Annotated in this window: 18 protein-coding genes; 5 read left to right on the forward strand and 13 right to left on the reverse strand. The window is 69.9% G+C overall.

Going from position 1 to position 20,868, the window contains the following annotated elements:
• Positions 1-11: 11 nt before the first annotated feature.
• The 7 genes from AB0K73_RS20170 to AB0K73_RS20200 all read right to left on the reverse strand — a co-directional run bounded on the left by AB0K73_RS20170 (position 12) and on the right by AB0K73_RS20200 (position 8,616).
• Positions 12-842, reverse strand: a complete 831-nt coding sequence (locus AB0K73_RS20170) for an aldo/keto reductase (protein WP_360519196.1) — start codon at positions 840-842, stop codon at positions 12-14.
• A 100-nt stretch (positions 843-942) separates the two neighbouring features.
• A complete protein-coding gene (locus tag AB0K73_RS20175; protein WP_360519193.1) occupies positions 943-1,908 on the reverse strand; it encodes a zinc-binding dehydrogenase in 966 nt (321 codons plus the stop codon).
• 49 nt (positions 1,909-1,957) lie between these two features.
• Positions 1,958-3,376: an MFS transporter gene (locus AB0K73_RS20180; RefSeq protein WP_360519190.1), complete on the reverse strand. Its 1,419-nt coding sequence runs from the start codon at positions 3,374-3,376 to the stop codon at positions 1,958-1,960.
• An 82-nt stretch (positions 3,377-3,458) separates the two neighbouring features.
• Positions 3,459-4,409, reverse strand: a complete 951-nt coding sequence (locus tag AB0K73_RS20185) for a cyclase family protein (RefSeq protein WP_360519187.1) — start codon at positions 4,407-4,409, stop codon at positions 3,459-3,461.
• Complete coding sequence (locus tag AB0K73_RS20190) at positions 4,406-5,779, reverse strand: amino acid permease (protein ID WP_360519184.1); 1,374 nt, start codon at positions 5,777-5,779, stop codon at positions 4,406-4,408. The genes AB0K73_RS20185 and AB0K73_RS20190 overlap by 4 nt, the downstream gene beginning before the upstream one ends.
• A gap of 191 nt (positions 5,780-5,970) precedes the next feature.
• Complete coding sequence (locus AB0K73_RS20195) at positions 5,971-7,131, reverse strand: cystathionine gamma-synthase (RefSeq protein ID WP_360519262.1); 1,161 nt, start codon at positions 7,129-7,131, stop codon at positions 5,971-5,973.
• A gap of 117 nt (positions 7,132-7,248) precedes the next feature.
• Complete coding sequence (locus AB0K73_RS20200; RefSeq protein WP_360519181.1) at positions 7,249-8,616, reverse strand: cystathionine beta-synthase; 1,368 nt, start codon at positions 8,614-8,616, stop codon at positions 7,249-7,251.
• A 296-nt stretch (positions 8,617-8,912) separates the two neighbouring features.
• Between AB0K73_RS20200 and AB0K73_RS20205 the strand changes: the two genes are divergently transcribed.
• Together AB0K73_RS20205 and AB0K73_RS20210 are read left to right on the forward strand one after the other, a co-directional pair.
• Positions 8,913-9,605 (forward strand): DUF3105 domain-containing protein, encoded by a 693-nt coding sequence (locus AB0K73_RS20205; RefSeq protein ID WP_360519178.1) that lies wholly within the window; start codon positions 8,913-8,915, stop codon positions 9,603-9,605.
• Positions 9,602-10,348 (forward strand): DUF305 domain-containing protein, encoded by a 747-nt coding sequence (locus tag AB0K73_RS20210; RefSeq protein ID WP_360519175.1) that lies wholly within the window; start codon positions 9,602-9,604, stop codon positions 10,346-10,348. Before AB0K73_RS20205 ends, AB0K73_RS20210 begins: the two co-directional genes overlap by 4 nt.
• Here the strand turns inward: AB0K73_RS20210 and AB0K73_RS20215 are convergent.
• The 3 genes from AB0K73_RS20215 to AB0K73_RS20225 form a co-directional block, all read right to left on the reverse strand.
• Entirely contained in the window at positions 10,345-11,193 is an 849-nt protein-coding gene (locus AB0K73_RS20215) for a BBE domain-containing protein (RefSeq protein WP_360519172.1), read from the reverse strand. The two genes, AB0K73_RS20210 and AB0K73_RS20215, sit on opposite strands and share 4 nt — an antisense overlap.
• Positions 11,194-11,229: 36 nt before the next feature.
• A complete protein-coding gene (locus AB0K73_RS20220) occupies positions 11,230-11,679 on the reverse strand; it encodes an FAD-dependent oxidoreductase (protein ID WP_360519169.1) in 450 nt (149 codons plus the stop codon).
• A 63-nt stretch (positions 11,680-11,742) separates the two neighbouring features.
• On the reverse strand, positions 11,743-13,674 hold the full coding sequence (locus tag AB0K73_RS20225) for an ABC transporter ATP-binding protein (protein ID WP_360519166.1): 1,932 nt from the start codon (positions 13,672-13,674) through the stop codon (positions 11,743-11,745).
• Between the two features lie 130 nt (positions 13,675-13,804).
• Here AB0K73_RS20225 and AB0K73_RS20230 point away from each other — a divergent pair, with 130 nt between their 5' ends.
• Complete coding sequence (locus AB0K73_RS20230; protein WP_360519163.1) at positions 13,805-15,004, forward strand: hypothetical protein; 1,200 nt, start codon at positions 13,805-13,807, stop codon at positions 15,002-15,004.
• A 37-nt stretch (positions 15,005-15,041) separates the two neighbouring features.
• On the opposite strand, the gene AB0K73_RS20235 is transcribed toward AB0K73_RS20230, so the two are convergent.
• The 3 genes from AB0K73_RS20235 to AB0K73_RS20245 are packed head-to-tail and all read right to left on the reverse strand — an operon-like array spanning position 15,042 to position 16,756.
• A complete protein-coding gene (locus AB0K73_RS20235) occupies positions 15,042-15,545 on the reverse strand; it encodes a GNAT family N-acetyltransferase (protein WP_360519160.1) in 504 nt (167 codons plus the stop codon).
• A 9-nt stretch (positions 15,546-15,554) separates the two neighbouring features.
• Entirely contained in the window at positions 15,555-16,136 is a 582-nt protein-coding gene (locus AB0K73_RS20240) for a hypothetical protein (RefSeq protein WP_360519157.1), read from the reverse strand.
• Positions 16,133-16,756, reverse strand: coding sequence for a TetR/AcrR family transcriptional regulator (locus AB0K73_RS20245; protein WP_360519154.1), 624 nt, complete (start codon positions 16,754-16,756; stop codon positions 16,133-16,135). The genes AB0K73_RS20240 and AB0K73_RS20245 overlap by 4 nt, the downstream gene beginning before the upstream one ends.
• A gap of 141 nt (positions 16,757-16,897) precedes the next feature.
• Here AB0K73_RS20245 and AB0K73_RS20250 point away from each other — a divergent pair, with 141 nt between their 5' ends.
• Entirely contained in the window at positions 16,898-18,421 is a 1,524-nt protein-coding gene (locus AB0K73_RS20250) for a LuxR C-terminal-related transcriptional regulator (protein ID WP_360519151.1), read from the forward strand.
• Positions 18,422-18,801: 380 nt separating this feature from the next.
• A complete protein-coding gene (locus AB0K73_RS20255) occupies positions 18,802-20,640 on the forward strand; it encodes a hypothetical protein (RefSeq protein WP_360519148.1) in 1,839 nt (612 codons plus the stop codon).
• Positions 20,641-20,868: the final 228 nt, after the last annotated feature.

Here is a 20,868-nt window from a genome sequence, read left to right on the forward strand (position 1 = left end):
GCACCAGACGCCTAGAACTCCTCGTGCGATTCGGGGTCGCCGCCCCACAACCGACCCCGTGAGAGCGCCGAGATCGACGCGACCTCGGCGTTCGAGAGGCTGAACGAGAACACGTCGAAGTTCTCGCGCCGTCGCTCGGCGTGAGCCGACTTCGGGATCGGCACCGAGCCGAGCTCGACGTGCCAGCGCAGCACCACCTGCGCAGGCGAGACGCCGTGCTCGGCGGCGATGGCGGTGATCGCGGGTTCCTTCAGGAGCTCGGTGCGCTTGGCGAGGGGGCTCCAGCTCTCGGTGCGGATCTCGTGTTCGACGTGGTACGCGCGAAGCTCCTCCTGCGGGAAGTACGGATGCAGCTCCACCTGGTTGACGACGGGCACCACGCTCGTCTCGCGCTCGAGCCGGTCGAGCATCGCGGGCGTGAAGTTCGAGACGCCGATCGAGCGGACGAGCCCCTTCTCGCGAAGTCGGATCATCGCGCGCCAGCTGTCGACGTACTTGTCGATGCGCGGGTTCGGCCAGTGGATGAGGTAGAGATCGACCCAGTCGAGCCCGAGGCGATGCCGGGACTCGTCGAGGCTCGCGAGCGTCTCCTCGAAGCCGTGGTGACGGCCGGGAAGCTTCGTGGTGATCATGAGGTCGCTGCGATCGACGCCGCAGCGCCTGATGGCCTCGCCGACGACATCCTCGTTGCCGTAGTTGTACGCCGTGTCGATGAGCCGATACCCGTCGGCGATCCCCGAGACGATCGCCTCCACCCCGGCCTGCTCGTTGAGCCCGTAGGTGCCGAGACCGATCGCGGGAATCCGGTTGCCGTCACGGAGGGAGTGCGCGGGAGCGGTCATTCCTCCATCCTCACCCACGGCGGCGACGGATGCCACTGCACCGCGCCCTTGGGCGACGCGACGCAGCGGCATCCGATCCCGGCCCTCGCGGGGCATCCGCTCAGGGCAGGAGCAGCGTCTTGCCCACGGTCGTGCGCGCCTCGATTGCGGCGTGCGCCTCGGCGGCCTGTTCGAGCGGGAACGTCTGCCCGATGACGGGTCGGAGTTCGCCGCGGGCGCCGAGCTCGAGGGCCCGCTCGACCAGCCGGAAGAGCTCTTCCGGCGTGCTGCCGATCTCGCTCAACGAGATCACCGCGACACCTCGCTCCGTGAGCGCCGGGGCATCCAGCTCGCCCCAGCGCCCGCCCGAGGCGCCGTGCTGCAGGTAGCGTCCACCGCCGCGCACGCGAGCGGCGAGGGCGGCGGTCAGGTCGGCGCCGACGCCGTCGTAGACGATGTCGAGTCCATCGGGCGCCGCGGCGTCGAGTCGGTCGAGCCAGTCGGGCTCGCGGTAGTTCAGCGTGACCGCCGCGCCGAGCGCGCGTGCCCGTTCGAGCTTCGTGTCACTGCCCGCGAGGGCGATCACCCGGGCCCCGCTCGCGGTCGCGAGCTGCACGAGGAGACTGCCGACGCCACCCGCCGCAGCCGACACGACCACCACGTCGCCGGGACGCACCGCCGCCGCCTCGTGCAGGCCCACGGCGGTGCGCCCGTCGGCGAGCAGGGCCGTTGCCGCTCGTACGTCGAGTCCGTCGGGAATGCGGTGCAGGTCGGCCACGTCGGCGAGCGCCGCACTCGCATAGCCGCCAGCGCCGCCCGTCGCGGTGACGACGAGTGCACCGAGCCATCCGGGGTCGACGCCGTCGCCCACGGCATCGACGACACCGCCCACGCCGTTGCCCAGTACCGCAGGGAACGTCACGGGTGGACCGAAACCGTTGCCGGCGCGCACCATCGTGTCGACGAACGTGATGGCGGATGCCTCGACGGCGACCCGCACCTGCCGCGCACCCGGCTCGGGGTCGGGCAGGGTCGTGAGGCGGAGGACGCCCGGTGGGCCCGGCCGGTCGGCGAGGACGGCGCGCATGAAGGCTCCTTCGTTGAGGTGTGGCATCCGCTCGATCCGCGGATGATGCTCAGTCGATCTCGATCGCCGCCGCTTCGGGCGCTTCGACGTGCGCGCGGAGCCCTGTGAAGAGGCCGATCGCCCACACCGCGAGGGCCACCGCGATGCCTCCCGCCACGGCGGTGACGGCGCCGAGTGGCAGCAGCATCGCGAAGACGATGGCCGAGAGCGCGATCGTCACGGCGGCGCCGAGCGCGTCGGCGACCGTCATGGCGGAGCTGATGAAGCCCTGGTTCTCGAGGCTCGAGGACTGCAGGCCCATGACGGTGGTTCGCGGATACATGATGCCCATGCCTGCACCCGCGAACGCCCACGTGATCATGAAGACGTACGGCGGCAGGCCCAGCACGGTGGCGAGCAGCGAACCCGCGATCGCGGCACCGAGCAGGCTGAGCCCGATGCGCAGGCACAGCTCGTGGCTGAGTCGCTCGGGGTTGCGTCCCTGCACCTGCGAGGCGATCGCCCAGGCCACACCGCTGAGCGTGAGCACGAGTCCCGCCATGGCGGTGCTCAGGAGGTACGGCTCACCGGTGAGGAGGAGCGGCAGGTACACCTGAGAACCGAAGAACGCGCCCGACAGGGTGGCGCGGACCAGCACGGTGGCGGGCAGCCCGCGCGCGGCGCGGAGCGTGCCGCGCGGCACCATGGGCCGCACGGCGACGGCGATGACCACGACGGCGGCGAGCGGCAGCGCCCAGCCCGCCCATCCGGTGGCCTCGGTCGAGAGGTTCAGCACGAGCACGGCGACACCCGCGAGCGTCGCCCACGCGATGCGCGAGATGCGCCACGGCGGCCGCTGCTCGGCGGCGTCCATGTTCATGCGACGAAGGCTCGGCACGACCATGGCGAGCGCCGGGACCACGAGTCCGACGACGCCGAGGAAGACCCACTCCCAGCCGACGCTGTCGGCCACGACACCCGAGATGAAGGGCCCCACAAGCGACGGCACCACCCATGCGGCCGCGAACCCGGCGAACAGGCTCGGCTGCAGCGCCGACGGGATGACCCGGGCGACGATCACGTAGAGGGCGACCGTGAGTCCACCGCCGCCGAGTCCGTGCACGAGCCGGCCGATGACGAGCTGCCACATGTCGGTCGCGGTGCCGGCGATGAGGAGCCCGACGACGAAGAGCGCGACCGAGGTGTAGAGGGCGAGCCGTGGGCCTCCGCGGTCGGCGGCGTTGCCCGCGACGATCATGCCGATCACGCTCACGGCCAATGGTCCGGCGAAGGCGAGCGCATAGAGGGCCTGCCCATCGAGGTCGGCGGCGACCGCCGGCATCACCGCGGTCACGGCCATCGACTCGAAGGCGGCGAGGAAGACCAGGGTGCACATTCCGATGCTGATCCACCGGTAGGTCGGACCCAGCACACGTTCTCGAACGATCACCGGGATCTGGCCGGTGACGTTCGCTTCGTCAACACTCATGCGCTCGAGCGTATGACCTCAAGCGCACTTGAGGTCAAGAATCTGCTCTGGCGCGGTCTGCCGGGCACGCTGCCGGGGGCGTTCATCGTGCCGGCAGCTCCGCGAACGCGCGCACTGGGAAGGTGCCGAATCGCTCGACGCGCGGTGGCGCCGCGGTGAAGCGCGCTCCGCGGGGCGGCAGCCGGTCGAGCCCGGTGAGGTGCTCGACCACGTGCACCCCGGCGCCGAGCAGGATGGTATGCGCCGGCCGGGCGCCGCCCGACTCGGCGTCGTCGATGTTGAGGGAGTCGATGCCCACGAGCACCACGCCGGCCTCCACGAGGTGATGGGCGCCCGCCTCCGTGAGGAACGGCGCCCCGTGCGCGTACTCAGCCGTGCCGAAGTGACGGCTCCATCCGGTGTGCAGAAGCACCGCCGCACCCGCGAGTTCGCGATCGAGGAAGACCTCGGCGGGGATGCCTCGACTCGAGACATCCGTGAGGTGGAACACCTCGGCCGGCAGCCCCACGAGGCCGTCGAGCGAGAGGCTCGCGAGGTCTCCGCCCTCGGCGTGCCGGTGGTATGGGCTGTCGAGGTACGTGCCCGTGTTGCCCGCCATGGTGATGAGGTCGATCGCGAACTCGGTGCCGGGCGCGTAGTGCTCGCGCGACGCCTCACGAGTGAGGTGCGGCGTGATGGTCGGCGCCGGAATGCCGGGGTAGGTGACGAGCCCGGCCCGGATGGGGTGGCTGAGGTCGACGAGTTCGCCGCGAAACGTGCCCGGTGCAGCGGATGCCGCATGGCCGGCCGCCTCGCCGTCGGTGCCGACGTCGTCCATGCCGCGCGACCCCCGGTGCGGCTCCTCGACGATCACGAGGTTCGACAACGCGACTCGGCCCACGAGCGCGAGCCCGAGATGCCGCACGAAGAGCCTGCCGATCGCATCCTCGTCGAGGTCGGCCGACGGCAGGTCGAGCCGGAACCCCTCGGCCCGCAGCCCACCTCCGTTCGCGAAGTCGATCTCGGCGTCGAAGTGGGCGCGGTAGTCGGTCACTCGGGTTCCTGTCGCTGGGCGCTCGTGACGATCAGAGCCGGCTCGGGTTCGAGGTCGACCGGATGTGCCGGAGCATCCGCCCGGCGATTCCGCAGTCGGCGCACGACCGTGACGAGCACCGCAGCGAGGGCTAGCACGAGCGGCACGAGGAGGTTCGCCCAGGCGAGCACCAGCAGGCCGGCCGTCATGATCGTCGCGACGACCGCGAGCCACCATCCGAAGCTCCAGCGCTTCAACAGCAGGGTCGCGGCGACCATGCCGAGGGCGTAGATCGCGACCATGTTGCTCGTGTGGATGAGGATGAACCCCGTGAGATCGAGGTTGTTGAGGAGCATGAGGCCGAAGTACACGACGATGAGCACCCCGGTGAGCGCGAGCGAGCGCCGCGGGATCTCACCGTCGGCGGCGCCATTCGCGAAGAACCGGGGCAGGTCGCCGTCGCGGCCGAGTGCCGCACCGAGCTTGCCGAACGCCGGGAGGTAGGCGTTCATCACGCCGAAGGTGACGATCGCGGCGATGATCGCGACGAACACGGGCCCGATGCCGGGCAGCGTCGTCTCGACGAGATCGACCAGGGGCGCCTGCCCGTCGCCGGCCCGATCGCCGAGCACCGCGACGGTGACGAACTGGAGCGCGAGGTAGCCGGCGCCGACGAGCACGATGGCGATGCCCGTGGCGATCGGGATCGTGCGCCGCGGGTTCTTGAACTCCCCCGCGACATGGGTGCCGACCTCCCAGCCGGCGAACGCCCACACGAAGAGGCTGATCGCGAGGCCCACGCCGCCCCATCCGTTCGGCAGGAACGGTTCGAAGTTCGAGGCGTCGACCGCGGGGAACGTGACGGCCACCACGCCCACGACCACAGCGAGGAGGAGGCCGGTGAGCGCGAACTGCACCCAGCCGGCGACACGCACACCGAACCAGTTGGCGATGAACGGCGGCACGAAGACGGCGAAGCCGATGATCGGCACCGCGGCGCGGTCGACGCCGAGCACGGCGACGACGTACTCGCCGCCGAGGATCGCGAGCACGGGAGCGCCCACGCAGACGCCGAAGTAGAACCAGTATCCGGTCATGCGTGCGGCCGTGCCGCCGAGGGCGCGCCGCACGAAGCTCGCCACTCCCCCGGCGTCGGGGTAACGTGCGGCGAGCGCGGCGAACGTGCCGGCGAGCGGGATGGAGAGCACGAGCACGGCGGCAACCGCGAGGATGGACGCGGGGCCTGCCGCGGCCGCGGCAAGGCCGGGCAGCACGAGGATGCCGGTGCCGAGCACGCTGCCGATGTAGAGCGCCGTGCCCTGCCCGAGCCCGAGGGTACCGCCGTGGTGCTGCTGCGCGACGACTGGTGCGCCGGTGTCGTTCGTGGTCACCCGTTCATTCTGGAGGTTGCGACCGACACGCGCCGTGGCAGGCTTGACAGGTTTCGACAACATCCTGCCACGAGCGGAATTCCTACTCCACGCGACGCCCCATTGACGGGCGACGACCCTTTGCCGGCGTCCTCCACCGCGCGAAACGTCGTCACGCCGCGAACGAGCGAGCACGCCGCGAACGGATGCCGCTACAGGCGCTCGAGCGTCTGGTCGATGTCGTCGAGCAGGTCGTCGACGTCCTCGATGCCCACCGACAGGCGCACGATCGACTCGGGCACCTCCGCCTCGGTGCCCTTCACCGACGCGTGCGTCATCTCCGACGGGTAGTTCACGAGCGACTCGACCCCGCCGAGCGATTCGGCCAGCTGGAACAGCGACGTCGACTCCGCGAATCGACGAGCTGCTGCCGCCCCTCCCGCGAGCGAGATCGAGAGCATGCCGCCGTAGCCCGACATCTGGCGCGCGGCGAGCTCGTGTCCGGGGTGCGACTCGAGCCCCGGGTAGAACACGCGCTCGACCGCCGCGTGCTCGTCGAGCCGTCGCGCGATGGCCAGGGCGTTCTGGCTGTGCCGCTGCATCCGGATGCCCAGCGTCTTGATGCCGCGCGAGGTGAGGAACGCGTCGAACGGACCCGACACCGCACCCGCGGCGAACTGCGTGAAGGTCACGCTCTCGGCGAGCTCCTCCTGCCCGGCCGCGAAGACGAGACCTCCGCCCACGACATCGGAGTGCCCGCCGAGGTACTTCGTCGTGGAGTGCACGACCACCGCGGCGCCGAGCGCGAGCGGCTGCTGCAGCGCGGGTGACGCGAACGTGTTGTCGACCACCACGAGCACGCCGGCCTCGTCGCCGAGCTCGGCGAGCGCCGCGATGTCGCTGATCTTCATGAGCGGGTTCGACGGCGTCTCGATCCAGAGCACCTTGGTGGTGCCGAGCTCGACGGCGTCGCGCACGGCGTCGAGGTCGCTCGTGTCCACGGTCGTGTGACGGATGCCCCAGGCGCCGTGGATGCGGCGCACGAGCCGGTGCGTGCCCCCGTACACGTCGTTGCCGATCACCACGTGGTCGCCCGGCGTCAGCACGGTGCGCAGCAGTGCGTCCTCCGCGGCGAGGCCGGAGGCGAACGAGAGGCCGCGGATGCCGCCCTCGATCGCCGCGAGCTGCGTCTCGAGCGCCGTGCGCGTCGGGTTGCCGCCGCGCGAGTATTCGTAGCCGCCGCGCAGGCCCCCGATGCCGTCCTGCACGAAGGTGGAGGTCTGGTAGATCGGCGGGATGACCGCGCCGGTGGTCGGGTCGAAGTCCTGACCCGCGTGGATGGCGCGGGTGTCGAAGCGTGCGTCGTCGTGCATATTCATCGTCTGTTCCTCTTTTCCACAGGACTTCATTCGATATACAGGACCGGCTCCGCGGATGCCTCCTGCAAAACGTCCGATCTCCTGCAAACAAGTGCTGGCGAGGGGAGGCCGTCAGGCCGAGAGGTAGCTGAGCAGGTCGGAGCGGCTGATGACGCCGAGCGCCTTGCCGCCGCCGGTGACGAGCATCGCGGGGGCGGTGGCGAAGGCGGCGCGAGCGGATGCCACGGGCTCGTTCACGCCGATCTGGGGCAGCGGGTCGCCGATGACGGTCGTGACCTTGTCGGTGAGCTTCGCCTTGCCCGAGAACACGAGGTCGAGCAGCTCCTCCTCGTGCAGCGCGCCCACGACCTCACCGAGCACCACGGGCGGCTCGGTGGTGAGCACGAGCAGCTGCGACACTCCGGCGTCGGTCATGCGGTCGATCGCGTCGCGAATCGTGTCGTTCGGGTGCACGTATAGCATCGGCGGCGTGCGGTCGGCCTTGGCGGCCAGCAGCTCGGCGACCGTGTCGCCCTCGGGCGCGTTCGAGAACCCGTAGGCGCGCATCCACTTGTCGTTGAAGATCTTGCCGAGGTAGCCGCGCCCACCGTCGGGCAGCAGCACCACGATCACGTCGTCGGGGCCTGCGGATGCCGCGGCCTTCAGCGCCGCGACCACGGCCATGCCGCTCGAGCCGCCGACGAGGATGCCCTCCTCGCGGGCCAGGCGCCGCGTCATGTCGAACGACTCAGCGTCGCTGACGGCGATGATCTCGTGCGGAACGCTGGGGTCGTACGCCGTGGGCCAGAAGTCCTCGCCGACGCCCTCGACGAGGTAGGGGCGGCCGGTGCCACCCGAGTACACCGAGCCCTCGGGATCGGCGCCGATGATGCGCACCTGATCACCCGACACCTCGCGCAGGTAGCGGCCGGTACCGGTGATGGTGCCGCCCGTGCCGACGCCGGCGACGAAGTGCGTGACCCTGCCGTCGGTGTCGCGCCAGATCTCGGGGCCTGTGGTCTCGTAGTGCGAGCGGGGGCCGTTCGGGTTGGAGTACTGGTCGGGCTTGTAGGCGCCGGGAATCTCGCGCGCGAGGCGGTCGGACACGCCGTAGTAGGACTCGGGGCTGTCGGGAGCGACCGCGGTGGGCGTCACGACGACCTCGGCGCCGTACGCCGTGAGCACGTTGCGCTTGTCTTCACCGACCTTGTCGGGGCACACGAAGATGCAGCGATAGCCGCGCTGCTGGGCGACGAGTGCGAGCCCGACGCCGGTGTTGCCCGACGTGGGCTCCACGATCGTGCCGCCCGGCTTGAGCTTGCCCTCGGCCTCGGCCGCATCGATGATGCGGCCGGCGATGCGGTCCTTCGAGGAGCCGCCCGGGTTCAGGTACTCGAGCTTCACCAGCACCGTGGCATCCGTCACCCCCTCGGTGACGCGGTGCAGCTTGACGAGCGGGGTGTTGCCCACGAGATCGACGATGGTCTCTGCATACTTCATGCCGGTGTTCATTCCTTGTGTGGAGTGCGTCTGATGCCCCGGGTGCGGTGCGCGACGCTGGAAAGGGGTCGCCTGTCTCAGCGACGACAACACAGCATGGATGAGAGCACGCGCTCAGCCTAGCCGCGCGGATGCCGCAGGCGCGACGATCGGGAAATGCAGTACGTGCGATTGAGGCCGCCAACGTCGCAGATGCTGCATTTCCGGTCGGATGCCGCATCCGGAGGGTTCTCCCAGCCCATGCGTTCGTATGATTCGTATGATTGAAGCGACAACCTTGCGAGAGAGGCCACCGCGTGAGTGCGACCCCGCCCGTTCCCCCGAAGGCGAAGCAGCAGCAGAAGCAGCTGACGATCAAGCAGCAGAGAGCCGAGGACCGCGCGCGCAAGCTCGAGGAGCACCGCCGTCGCGAGGCGCGGTCGAAGCGCAACCGCCGCATCGGCATCGGCGCGGCCATCGTCGGCGCGGTCGCGATCGTCGCACTGATCGTGGCGAGCGTGGTGCTGACGCCGCAGCCGCCGTCGTACTCCGCCGGTGGCGATGGCACCGAGGTCGAGGGCGTGGAGACGTTCGAGAACGAGTCGACGCACGTGGAGACGGCGGTCGACTACGAGCAGACCCCGCCCGCCGGCGGCCCCCACAATCCCGCCTGGCTCAACTGCGGCGTGTACACCGAGCAGGTGCCGATCGAGAACGCGGTGCACTCGCTCGAGCACGGCGCGCTCTGGATCACCTATGACCCGGCCCTCCCCGACGACGACGTGTCGGCGCTGCGCGCGAAACTGCCGTCGACCTACGTGATCCTCTCCCCCTTCGACGGACTGCCGTCGCCCATCGTGCTGAGCGGCTGGAACACGCAGCTCCAGGTCGACGAGGTCGATGATCCCCGCATCGGCGCGTTCATCGAGGAGTACTGGCAGAGCGAGAGCGTGCCCGAGCCCGGCGCCTTCTGCACGGGCGCCGTGGACGGCCCCGGCAAGGTCTCGTGACCGCGTCGGGCGACGGCGTGGCCGTTCGCGACGGCCGAACCGGTCCCGTCCGCGGAGGCGGCGCCGGCCGCGCCGCGGCGATCGTCGCGGCATCCGTCGCCCTCATCGTCGTGGCCGTGGTGGCGTTCGCGGTCGGCCGCCTGTCGACGCTCGGCGAGGCACCGCCCGCGACGACGAGCGCCGAGGCCGGCTTCGCCCGCGACATGCAGACCCACCACCAGCAGGGCGTCGAGCTCGCCATGATCGTTCGCGACGCCACCGACGATCCCGACGTGCGCCTGCTCGCCTACGACATCGCGACGACCCAGGCCCAGCAGGCGGGCCAGCTGTACGGATGGCTCCGGCAGTGGGGGCTCTCGCAGGCGGGCTCCGAGCCGTCGATGACGTGGATGACCCGGCCGGCCGACGACGGCAGCGGTGGCGACGGCGACGGTGAGGGTGACGGTGACGGTGACGGACACGCCGCGCATGCCGCCGACGCCGGTACCCACGCGCCCGGCGCACCGATGCCGGGACTCGCAACGGCCGAGCAGATCGACGCGCTGCGCGCCTCGTCGGGCGTCGAGGCCGAGCGACGGTTCCTCGAACTCATGATCGCCCACCACGACGGCGCGCTCGAGATGGCCGAGGCTGTGCTCGCGCGGTCGACCGACGACGTGGTGGTGCCGTTCGCGACCTCCGTCGTCGCCAGCCAGACGTCCGAGATCGCGCTCATGGAGGAGATGCTCGCCGCACGCTCCTAGAGGGACTGCGGGAAATCGAAGAGCCGGTCGGGATCGTAGTCGTTCTTGACCGTCGCGAGCCGGGTGAAATTGCCGCCGTGATACGCCCTGGGCCAGTCGTCCAGCTGCGGGTCGGGGAAGTTGGGGTAGACGCGTCCTGACCCGTCGGCATGCGCGATCTTCCAGGAGCGGTCGACCCAGCCGCTGCCGGCCATCGGCTCGATGTGCTCGAGGAGGAAGCGCTCATCGCGGTGGGCGAACGCGGTCGCGGACTCGGCCACGCGGTTGTAGGCGCCACCCATCGCCGTGAAGTTGAGCTGTCGTCGCGCGGTGCTCGTGCCGTCCGTGAGTTCGGCCAAGAGGCTCTCGATCGTGTTCGGCCGCATCAAGCGGGAGAAGGACTCCGACCTGATGCAGAGCCCCACCGCGTCGTCCTCCCTGGGGTCCTGGTGTGCGGCGAGTGTGCTCTTCAACCGGGAGTAGGACTCGGCGGGGTGGATGTCGTTCACACGGGCGACACCGGCGGCGGCGCTGAACTCCTCCAGGACATCTCGGGTGACGGCGTGACCGAGCAACGAGGCGCCCATGAGTGCGATGGTGGTCGGTTCGCCCGGTTCTGCCACGACGCTCAGGTTCGCCGTGATGCCGGCCGGAGCATCCGGAGCCCACTCCTGCCATGCCGACATCACGTCTCCGGGTGCAACGGCCGACCAGACGGCCTCAATGTGGCTGGCAATCGGCTCGTCGACGGTGTCGAAACGCAGCGAGGTGACCACGCCGAACTGGCCACCACCCGCCCCGCGGAGCGCCCAGAAGAGGTCGGGCTCGTGGTCGCCGTCGCACTCCACGATGCGCCCGTCCGCCAAGACGATCTCCGCGCCGACGAGGCGGTCGCACGTGAGTCAGTGCGTACGCCCGAGCAGGCCGATCCCACCGCCGAGCGTGAGGCCCGCGATGCCGACCGTCTCGCCGCAACCGGCCGGGATGGTTCGCCCATGCGCGTGCAGGGCGGCGTACACCTCTGCCAGGCGCGCGCCTGCCTCGACCGTTGCGAGCCCACCGTCGGCCACGGAGACACCGTTCATCGCACTCATGTCCAGCACGATTCCGTCGGTGGTCGATCGACCCGCGAAGCAGTGGCCGCCGCCGCGTGGGACGATGCGCATGCCGGTGGCTCTCGCGTGGTCGATGGCGACGACGACGTCAGAGGTGGAGCGGCACCGCACGACGAGCTGCGGATGCGCGTCCCCGTAGTTGGGATTGACCGGGCGACGTACCTCTTCATAGCCGGGCGAGTCGGGGCTGAACACCTCGCCTTCGAGCGCTTCCCGGAGCATGGCCACGTCGATCACACCCGGGAGTATACGAATCCCGCGCGTCGGCGGCCATCACTGGCGGCCGACGGCCGACGGTCATCACGCCTCGACGACCGGGCGCTCCTCCTGCTGACGGTACAGCGACGCGTACACGCCGCCGGCGTTGATGAGATCGGCGTGCGTGCCCTGCTCGACCACACGACCGCCGACGATCACGAAGATCACGTCGGCCGAGACCACGGTCGAGAGGCGGTGCGCGATGGCGATGGTCGTGCGACCGCGCGAGGCGTCGTCGAGCGCCTGCTGCACGACCCGCTCGCTGATCGTGTCGAGCGCGCTCGTCGCCTCGTCGAGCACGAGCACCGCCGGGTCCTTCAACAGCACGCGGGCGATGGCGATGCGCTGCTTCTCACCGCCGGAGAGGCGGTAGCCGCGCTCCCCCACGACGGTGTCGTACGCCTCGGGGAACGACGCGATGGTCTCGTGGATGTTCGCGGCACGCGCCGCGGCCTCGAGCTCGGCATCCGTGGCATCGGGCTTGGCGTATCGCAGGTTCTCGGCGATCGACGCATGGAAGAGGTAGGTCTCCTGACTGACGATGCCGATGTTCGAGATCAGCGACTCCTGCCGGAGGTCTCGAACGTCGTCTCCGGCGAACCGCACGACACCGCCCGCCGCCTCGTAGAGCCTCGGCACGAGGTACGACACCGTCGTCTTGCCCGCACCCGACGGCCCGACGAACGCCGCGTACTGGCCCGGCTCGATCCTGAAGCTCACGCGGTCGAGCGTTGGCCGCGAGTCGTCGTCGGCGTCGGGGTAGCGGAAGGTCACGTCCTCGAATTCCACGCGGCCGAGGGCGGCTCCGGATGCCACGTCGCGGGCGCCGGGGGCATCCGTGATCGCCGGTCTCAGATCGAGGTACTCGAAGATGCGCGCGAACAACGCGCTCGAGGTCTGCAGGTCGAGCGCCACGCGCATGAGCCCCATGAGCGGGAACAGCAGGCGTGCCTGCACGGTGGTGAACGCGACGATCGTGCCGGCCGTGATGTCGGCGAGCCCGCCCCCGATGAGCCACCCGGCCACGAGGTAGACGATCGCCGGGATCGAGGACATGAAGATCGACACCATGGCGAAGAACCACTGCCCGGTCATCTGCTGCTTCACCTGGAGGCGGATCTGGTTGCCGTTCTCGTCGGCGTAGCGCTCGATCTCGCTCTGCTGCCGCGTGAAGCTCTTCGAGAGCAGGATGCCCGAGACGCTCAGCGTCTCCTGCGTGATCGCCGTCATCTCCGACAGCGACTCCTGCGTCTTGCCGGCGATGCGTGCGCGCACCTGGCCGACCCGGCGCTGCGCGATGACCATGAACGGCATGAGCACGAGCGCGATGGCCGTGAGCTGCCAGTTGAGCAGGAGCATGGCGACGAACGCCGCGAGCACGGTGACGGTGTTGCCGAGCACGCTCGAGACGGTATTGGTGAGCACGGATGCCACGCCGCCCACGTCGTTCTGCAGGCGCGACTGGATGACGCCGGTCTTGGTGCGGGTGAAGAAGCTGAGCTCCATCGCCTGCAGGTGCGTGAAGAGGCGCACCCGGAGTGCGCCCATGACCTTGTTGCCGATGGTCGCGGTGAGCCACGTCTGCCAGACACCGAGCAGCGCCGAGATGAGGAAGACGAGGATCATCGCCGCGACCACGGTGCTGAGCACCGGCAGGTTCGGGCCCGTCGCGTCACCGTCGGGCCCGGTGGGGAACAGTCCGTCGTCGAATGCGCGCTGGGTCAGGAGCGGCGGGATGACACTGAGGGCCGCGCCCACGAGCACGAGCGCCACGGTCGTGATGAGCGCCGCCTTGTGCGGCGCGAACAGGTCGGCGACGCGACGCAGCAGGTGCGGGATCTTCGGCGCGTCGGCGTTCTCTGCGCGCTGCGCCTCGACATCGCCGCTGGAGATGCGGGAGCGCGGCCCGCCTCCGCGACCACCGGCGGGCCGGGCCCCGGGCGGCGGCATCCCCCCACCACCGTGCATGCTCATGCATTCACCCTAAGCGGCGGGTGCGACGCCACTGCCGCGGGCGGCGCCCCGAACTGGGGACGTTCGCGCAGGGCGTGACACCCCTAGTTTGAGAGACGCTCGGATTCCCCGCGCCCGAAGGGAGTGCTCCATGCGTCATCCCACGTTCCGCCCTCCGTCCTCGGTCGCGCGGTGGCGCGCCGGCCTCGCGGGGATGCTCGTCGCCGGACTGGCGATGATCGGTGCAGCGGTCGGCATCGCCACGCCCGCGGCGGCTGAGGAGGAGCCGGGCTTCGACTCGACGCTCGAGATCGAGATCACCGACTGCGCCGGGCACTACGGCCAGGGCTCGCTGCACTACCTCGTCCGCGACATGTACCCCTATTACCAGGACTTCATCACGATCACGGATGCCGCCGCCGCCGTCGTCTACGAGGCCACATATCTCGACGGCACCCAGTTCGAGGCGGATGTGGCGCTCGACCCGGGCGAGTACACCATCTTCTACACCGTGGAACGCGAGACCGGTGGACGCAACATCGACGAAAAGGCCTTCACGATCGGCGCCTGCCCCGACCTCGATGTCAACGAGCCCGTGATGACCTGCAGCACCGGCGCCGACGGAACGGCGACGTTCGGCTTCACGAACCTGGTCGAGGGCGAGCTGTACGGCTATTGGGTGGAGGGCATCGGCGTCTCCCTGTTCGAAGAGTTCACGGCGGGCGGCACGAGCGAGCAGGCCGTCAGCGAGGGCCTCCCCCCGGGCAACTACTACGTGTATGCGCAATGGCAGAACGTGCCGATTCCCGTCTACGACTGGCGCGGCTTCGCCGTGGAACCCTGCCAGCCCGAGGTCACTGTCGAGGTCACGGAGTGCACGGTGCCCGGCGGCACCGGCTCGGCGCTCGTGACCCTCTCGAACCTCGTCGCGGGCGTCGAGGTCGACGTGCGGGTCACCGACCGCGGCGACGCCGACGGCACTCCCTACGGCGGGGTCCATCTCGTGACGGCCGACGAGCACGGTACGTCGCAGCTCTCCGTCTCGAAGCTCCCGCCCGGTCAGGACTTCACCATCGGGGTCGCCGGCGTCTGGACGACGACACCGTGGGAGGAGCCGCCGTTCTTGGGCGGTGGTGGCGGTAGCTTCACGCCCATCGAATCGCTCGACCTCGTCGCGCAGGCCGACTTCACCGTGAAGCCATGCCCCGTTGCGACAACGACCAAGCCAGCACTCGCTGCCACCGGTGTCGACGGCATCGCTCCGCTCGTCACGGGAGCGCTCGTGCTGCTGGGCCTCGGCGGCGCACTCCTTCTCCGCCGACGTCGCGCAGACTCCCGCGACCTGATCTGATCCGCGCGACCGATCGGTGAGTGCCGGGCTCCGGCACTCACCGGCCGCGGAGGTGCTTCTCGTAGCGGCGGCACGGCACGAGCACGAATCCTGCCGCCGTCTCGGCCTCGTAATCGAACGCGCCCGCGTCGCGCCAACCCGATCGTTCGTAGAACGCCCGCGCCCGGGCATTACCGGCCACGACGGCGAGCCACGCACGCTCGCGGCCGGTCTCGGCGACCACGCACTCGGCCTTCTCGAGCAGCATGGTCGCGACGCCGGTGCCGCGTGCGGCCCCATCCACGTAGACCTGCTCCACCTCATCGTCGATCACCACGACGAAGCCGAGCGCGACGCCGTCGCGTTCAGCCAGCCACGTCTGCCCGATCCGCTCGAGCACCCGCGGCGGATACGTCTCGGCGGTCCGGTGCCGGTACAGCTCCTCTGGAACGTGTCCGGCATGACCGTCGGCCCATCCCTCGTGCCAGATACGTGCGATCGCAGGGACATCCGCCGGCGTCGCGGTTCGAATCCGCGGTCCAATGAGGGATGAGCCAGCCACCGGGCGACCCTATCCCAGGAGGGCCGCGGCCAGGATCCCGACGGCCAGGAGCGAGTCGAGGACGGCGCAGAATTCGGCGAGCGACCGCACGACCACCCGGCCCGTTCGATGGTGGAACACATCCCACGCTGCGTGCGCCAGCAGCCCTGCGGCGACCAGCATGGCCGCCCACGGCTGGCCGAGCAGCGACGCGACGATCGCGATGGCAGCGATGAGCGCCATGGCGCCGAACGCGAGCGGCATTCCCCACAACGGTCGCCACGATCCGCGCGCGAGCCCGACGGCGACCAGTACGCCCGCGATTCCCAGCATCCACCAGAACGGGTCGAACGCTCGCATGAAGAATCCGACCGTGATCAGCACGATGGTGAGCGCGAACAACGGCCACGCCGACGTTCTCAGCCCCAGGGCCGCCGCTCCGAGGTAGATGAAGCCCGCCGCGGTGAGCACCTGCGACATCCGCTCGGTGTCGGCGAACCCGAACCAGTACGCCGCAATGAGGGATGCCGCGAAGACGACGCCGAATGCCGTGGGCCAGCGCCGAAGCATCCGGCTGCCCTGGACGGAGCGAGCCGGCTCTGCGACGGTCACGGCCGCGCCCACGTGTCCACCGGCGGGACGGGCTCGCCCGGCGGGGTGTACGCGGCCAGCACGGTCGCCGCGATCACGGAGGCCGCGTCGTCAGGAGCGAGGCGCCCGGCCTCGATCTCCGCGGCAGCGCCGTGCATCACGCGGTGAAGGGTGCCGACCAGCCACGACCTGGGCAGGTCGATGCGGAAGGCCCCCTCGGCCTGGCCACGCTCCACCAGCATCTCGACGCGCGACGCCGGTCGCTGGTGAAGCTCGTGCATCCGCTCCTCGGAGAGCGCAGTCTCGGCCGCCGTGACGAGCGCCCCGATCTGCACGAGCGTCAGCCAACTGCGCCCGATGAGTCGCACGAGCGCTGCCCGGGGGTCGCCGCTCAGGTCGAGCGCCCCGAGTGCCACGTCGCCCTCGTCGATCGCCCGCGCCACCACCGCGTCGATGAGCGCGGCACGTGAGGGGAAGTGGCCGTAGAGCGTGACGCGGCCAACACCCGCAGTCTGGGCGATCTCGGCGATGCTGGCGTCGGCATCGCGACTCAGGCACATCGCGGCGGCATCCAGGATGGCCTCGATGTTCCGTCGAGCGTCGGCGCGTTTGGCCGACGCCTGGGGTGCGCTGTTCGCCACGACATCCTCCTTTATTGAACATCAATGTACGACTTACATCTCCGGGGATCAAGGCGAACCCGACGCGCGTCAACCCCTCGGCATTGAATCGGGCCCCGCCCATAGACTGGCGACGGGTTCGCGACGGAGCGGGGGTGAGTCATGGCCTCGATACGGGACACGTGGGGACGCCCCGCGCCCCTCACGTGGCGCGATGTGATGCGCGCCGAGCCGTCTCGATTGCGTGCCGACGTCGCGCGGATGCCCGAAGAGGAATGGTCGCGTGATCCGGCTGCACTCCTCGGCCTGGCCACGAGCTTCCGGATACCCGGAGCGAGCAATCCCTACGCGGCCGAGCCGTACCTCGATGCCGCCGACGAACTGCTCGCCGCAGATGCATCCGACCCCGCTCTTCGGGTCCTGGCGCCGGTGGTGCGATCGCTGCCGCTCCGGGAACTCGGCCGCTTCACACGCGCTCGAGAGTTGCTCGCCTCGGCAAGCCGGGAGCTCGTGACCGCGAGACTGCCGTTCGCCGCTCGGATCGAGCTGAAAGCGCTGATCCTCCTCAACGACGGGGTGTGCGCGACGCTCGGCGGGAGGCTCGACGACGGACGAGGCATCCTGCTCCGCGCGCTCCACGTCGCCGGCACTCGCACGTCGCCCGAACTCCGAGCGGAGGCGAGCGGATGCCTCGCGCTGATCGATCTTCGCGCCGGCAGCCTCCGCAGCGCCGAGGCCTTCATCGAGAACGCACGCGCAGCGGGCGTGGAGTCGCAGGCGCGCGGCCTCGCCGCCGCTCCGCTGAGGCTGGCCGCCATCGCGATGGCGATCGAGCACGGTGGGGTCGACGGATTCGAGCAGCGGCTCGCAGCCCTCATCGCAGAGACCGTCGGCACGGAATACCAACCGATCGCCTTGGCCGAGCTCGCCGCGCTGCGCGGCGCCGACGATGACGAGGTGGCGGAGATCCTGCAGGAGTTGCAGCTCATCACGAAGGAATGGGAGCAACCCAACCTTCCCGGCATGATGCACGACGACGCCCGCATCGCGCTCCTCGTGCGCCGACAGGAAGCGGTCGCCGCCCGAGCCGAGATCACGCGGATCTCGTCGGATCCGAGACACATCCAGTGCCCTGCCACCTGGTCGGCGCGGCTGGCACTCGATGCGGGCGAGCCCGCGAACGCGATCGAGCTGCTCGAGCCGTGCCTGGAGATGGGCGACGGCCACGCGCCCCGCACGGGGACACTCGCGTTGCTCATCGTCGCCTGCGCGCATGACATGGTGGGCGACCGCACCACGGCCGACACCCTCTTCGAGCGGTCCCTCGCGCTGGCCGCGCCCGTGGGGTCCGTCCGGCCGTTCGGCGTCCTGCCCCGTGCCCACCTCTCGGCGCTCCACAACCGATCGACGCACCGACCCCACCCCGGGGCGGTTCAGATGTTGCTCGATGCGATCATCAGCCGCTTCCCGAACGGCGAGGACGGACCGCCGCACACGCTCAGCCCGCGCGAACGCATCGTGCTCACGAGGCTCGCGGCGGGCGACACGCAGCAGCGCATCTCGTTCGAGCTCTCGGTCTCACCGAACACCATCAAGACGCAGGCGCGGAGCATCTACCGGAAGCTCGGCGTGACGACCCGTGAAGGTGCCGTACAGCGAGCGCGGACCCTCGGGATCCTCGACTGAGACCCCCGAATGAGGGGCGGATCGGCATTTTTCATACCCGTTTCACCCTCCACTCACCCGCTCATGCCCCTTCCAGTCATCCGCGCCCCGGTGCTTGCATCGAAGGCATGGCGGCCACCGTTGACCGTCGACGCGCGGACCCGAGCCGTGCGAGTTCCGATCAAGGGGGACCAGTGAACACACCAAGTCGCGACGCCTGGCGTCGCGCGGGGGGACGAGACCCGTCCGGACCCGCAGGGGACACGATCGAGGCCCGTCGCAGTTGGCGGACGACACTGGCTGGTGCCGTCGTCGCAGCGATGGCCTTGGGGGGCATGACGGCTCTGGCTGCCGTACCCGCCGCCGCTGACGAATTGCCACCCGCTGCCTCGGAGCAGGCAGTGGCGGAGCAGTCGGAATCGGTTCCGGTCGAGGAGCCCGCGCCCGCACCCGTCGAGGAGCCGGCACCGGCGCCTGTCGAGGAGCCCACGCCCGCACCCGTCGAGGAGCCCGCGGCTTCACCTGCCGTGGAAGCCGCCGTGCCCGCCGAGGCGCCTGTCGATGCGGCCGCCGCCGAAGCCGCGCTTCCCGCGGCTGAAGTCGAGGCTCCGGTCGTCGCACTCCTCGTGCCACCGGGTGAAGAGGTCGTCGACAAGGTGGAGATCTGTCACGCCACCGCGTCGTACCGCAACCCCTACGTGATCAACGAGCCTGCCGCAGATGGCGACGTCTCGGGTCACGCCGATCACACCGGCCCGATCTTCTACCCGGAGATCGAGGAGCAGTGGGGCGACATCATCCCGCCGTTCTACTACGACGACGGCGGCGAGGAGCCCGCATACTTCCCGGGCCTGAACTGGGATGCCGAGGGTCAGGCGATCTACGAGAACGACTGCGTCATGCCGACCGTCGTGCCCGACCTGATGATCACGGTGACCTCGTGCATCGACTTCTACGGGCCCGATGGGGAGATCGAATGGACGCTCGGGCCGCTGCAGGCGAACCTCGACTACCGCGTGATCATCTGGGACTCCGAGGACAACGACGTCGCGACCTGGACCTTCTCCGGCACGGCCGGGCCGGTCAACGGGAGCGCCTCGCTGCCACCGGGCGACTACACGATCACGGTCGAGCAATCGACCATCGGAGACGGCTGGGAGCTGATCGACGAGCAGTCGTTCACGATCGACGAGTGCCCCGTGCTTGATGTCGACGCCGTGGCGACCGGCTGCAGCTTTGGTGACGACGGCACCGCCTTGGTGAGCCTGTCCGGCCTCGTCGTCGGCGAGGACTACGACTGGAGCCTCGTGGGCGGCGACGTCCTCATCGAGGACACGCTCACCGCTCCGTCCGAGTCGCTCGACGTGCCGTTCGGTGACCTTCCTCCTGGAATGTACACGTTCACGATCACCTGGACCGAGGACGAAGATGTGACGGCGACCGCGACATTCACGGTCGAGGAGTGCGTCAGCGAACTGGATGTCACGGCCGCGGCCACGGGCTGCAGCCTCGGTGACGACGGAACGGCCTTGGTGAGCCTGTTCGGCCTCATCGTCGACGAGGACTACGACTGGAGCCTCGCTGGCGGCGACGTCCTCATCGAGGACACGCTCACGGCGCCGTCCGAGTCCCTCGACGTGCCGTTCGGCGACCTTCCGCCGGGAACGTACACGTTCACCATCACCTGGACGGAACACGAGGACGTGACGGCGATGGCCGAGTTCGTCGTCGAACCGTGCCAGCCCGTGATCTCCGTGGTGGTCACTGAGTGCCCGGCCTACGGTGAGGAAGGGTCGGCGCTCGTGCGTCTCTCCGACCTCGTCGAGGGCGTCGAGTACGACGTGTGGGTGACCGCGAGTGGTGACATGAACGGAACCGCCTACGACGGCATCCGGACCATCACCGCCGGCGCGTCGCACATGGCCGAGATCGAGTTCGCGCCGTTGCCTCCGGGCATGGACTACACGGCATGGGTGCATGGCGTGTGGGCCGATGAGGACGACGAGTTCGAGCTCCACGCCAGCGTGGACTTCACGCTCGAGCCGTGCCCGGCCAAGCCGGCCAAGCCCGCCAAGCACGACAAGCCGGCCAAGCCGGTGAAGCCGAGCGGCGGACTCGCCGACACCGGTGTGAACGACCCGACCGGTCCGATCGCAGCCGCACTGCTGCTGCTCGGCCTGGGCGGCGCCGCGCTCATCGCCCGCGCTCGTCGTGAGGGGAGGACCAACCACAGCGAGTGATCGCTGACCACAGCGGCGGCGGGCGTCCCCTGGTGGGGCGCCCGCCGCTCGTGTGCCTAACGCGGGGAGCATTTTCGTACACACCCCGCAACGCACCGAATGGTGCCGCCTCGCCGGATGTCCGCAAGCGGATCCTTGGGTTCTCGCGGTGGTCGCAACACTTAGCGGGTGGAGAGTGTTGTGGCGAGGTTGGCGTTGGCGTACCGGCCGGAGCTGGTGCAGGAGTGT

The organism is Agromyces sp. NPDC052230, from assembly GCF_040679595.1.
Taxonomy (GTDB): domain Bacteria; phylum Actinomycetota; class Actinomycetes; order Actinomycetales; family Microbacteriaceae; genus Agromyces.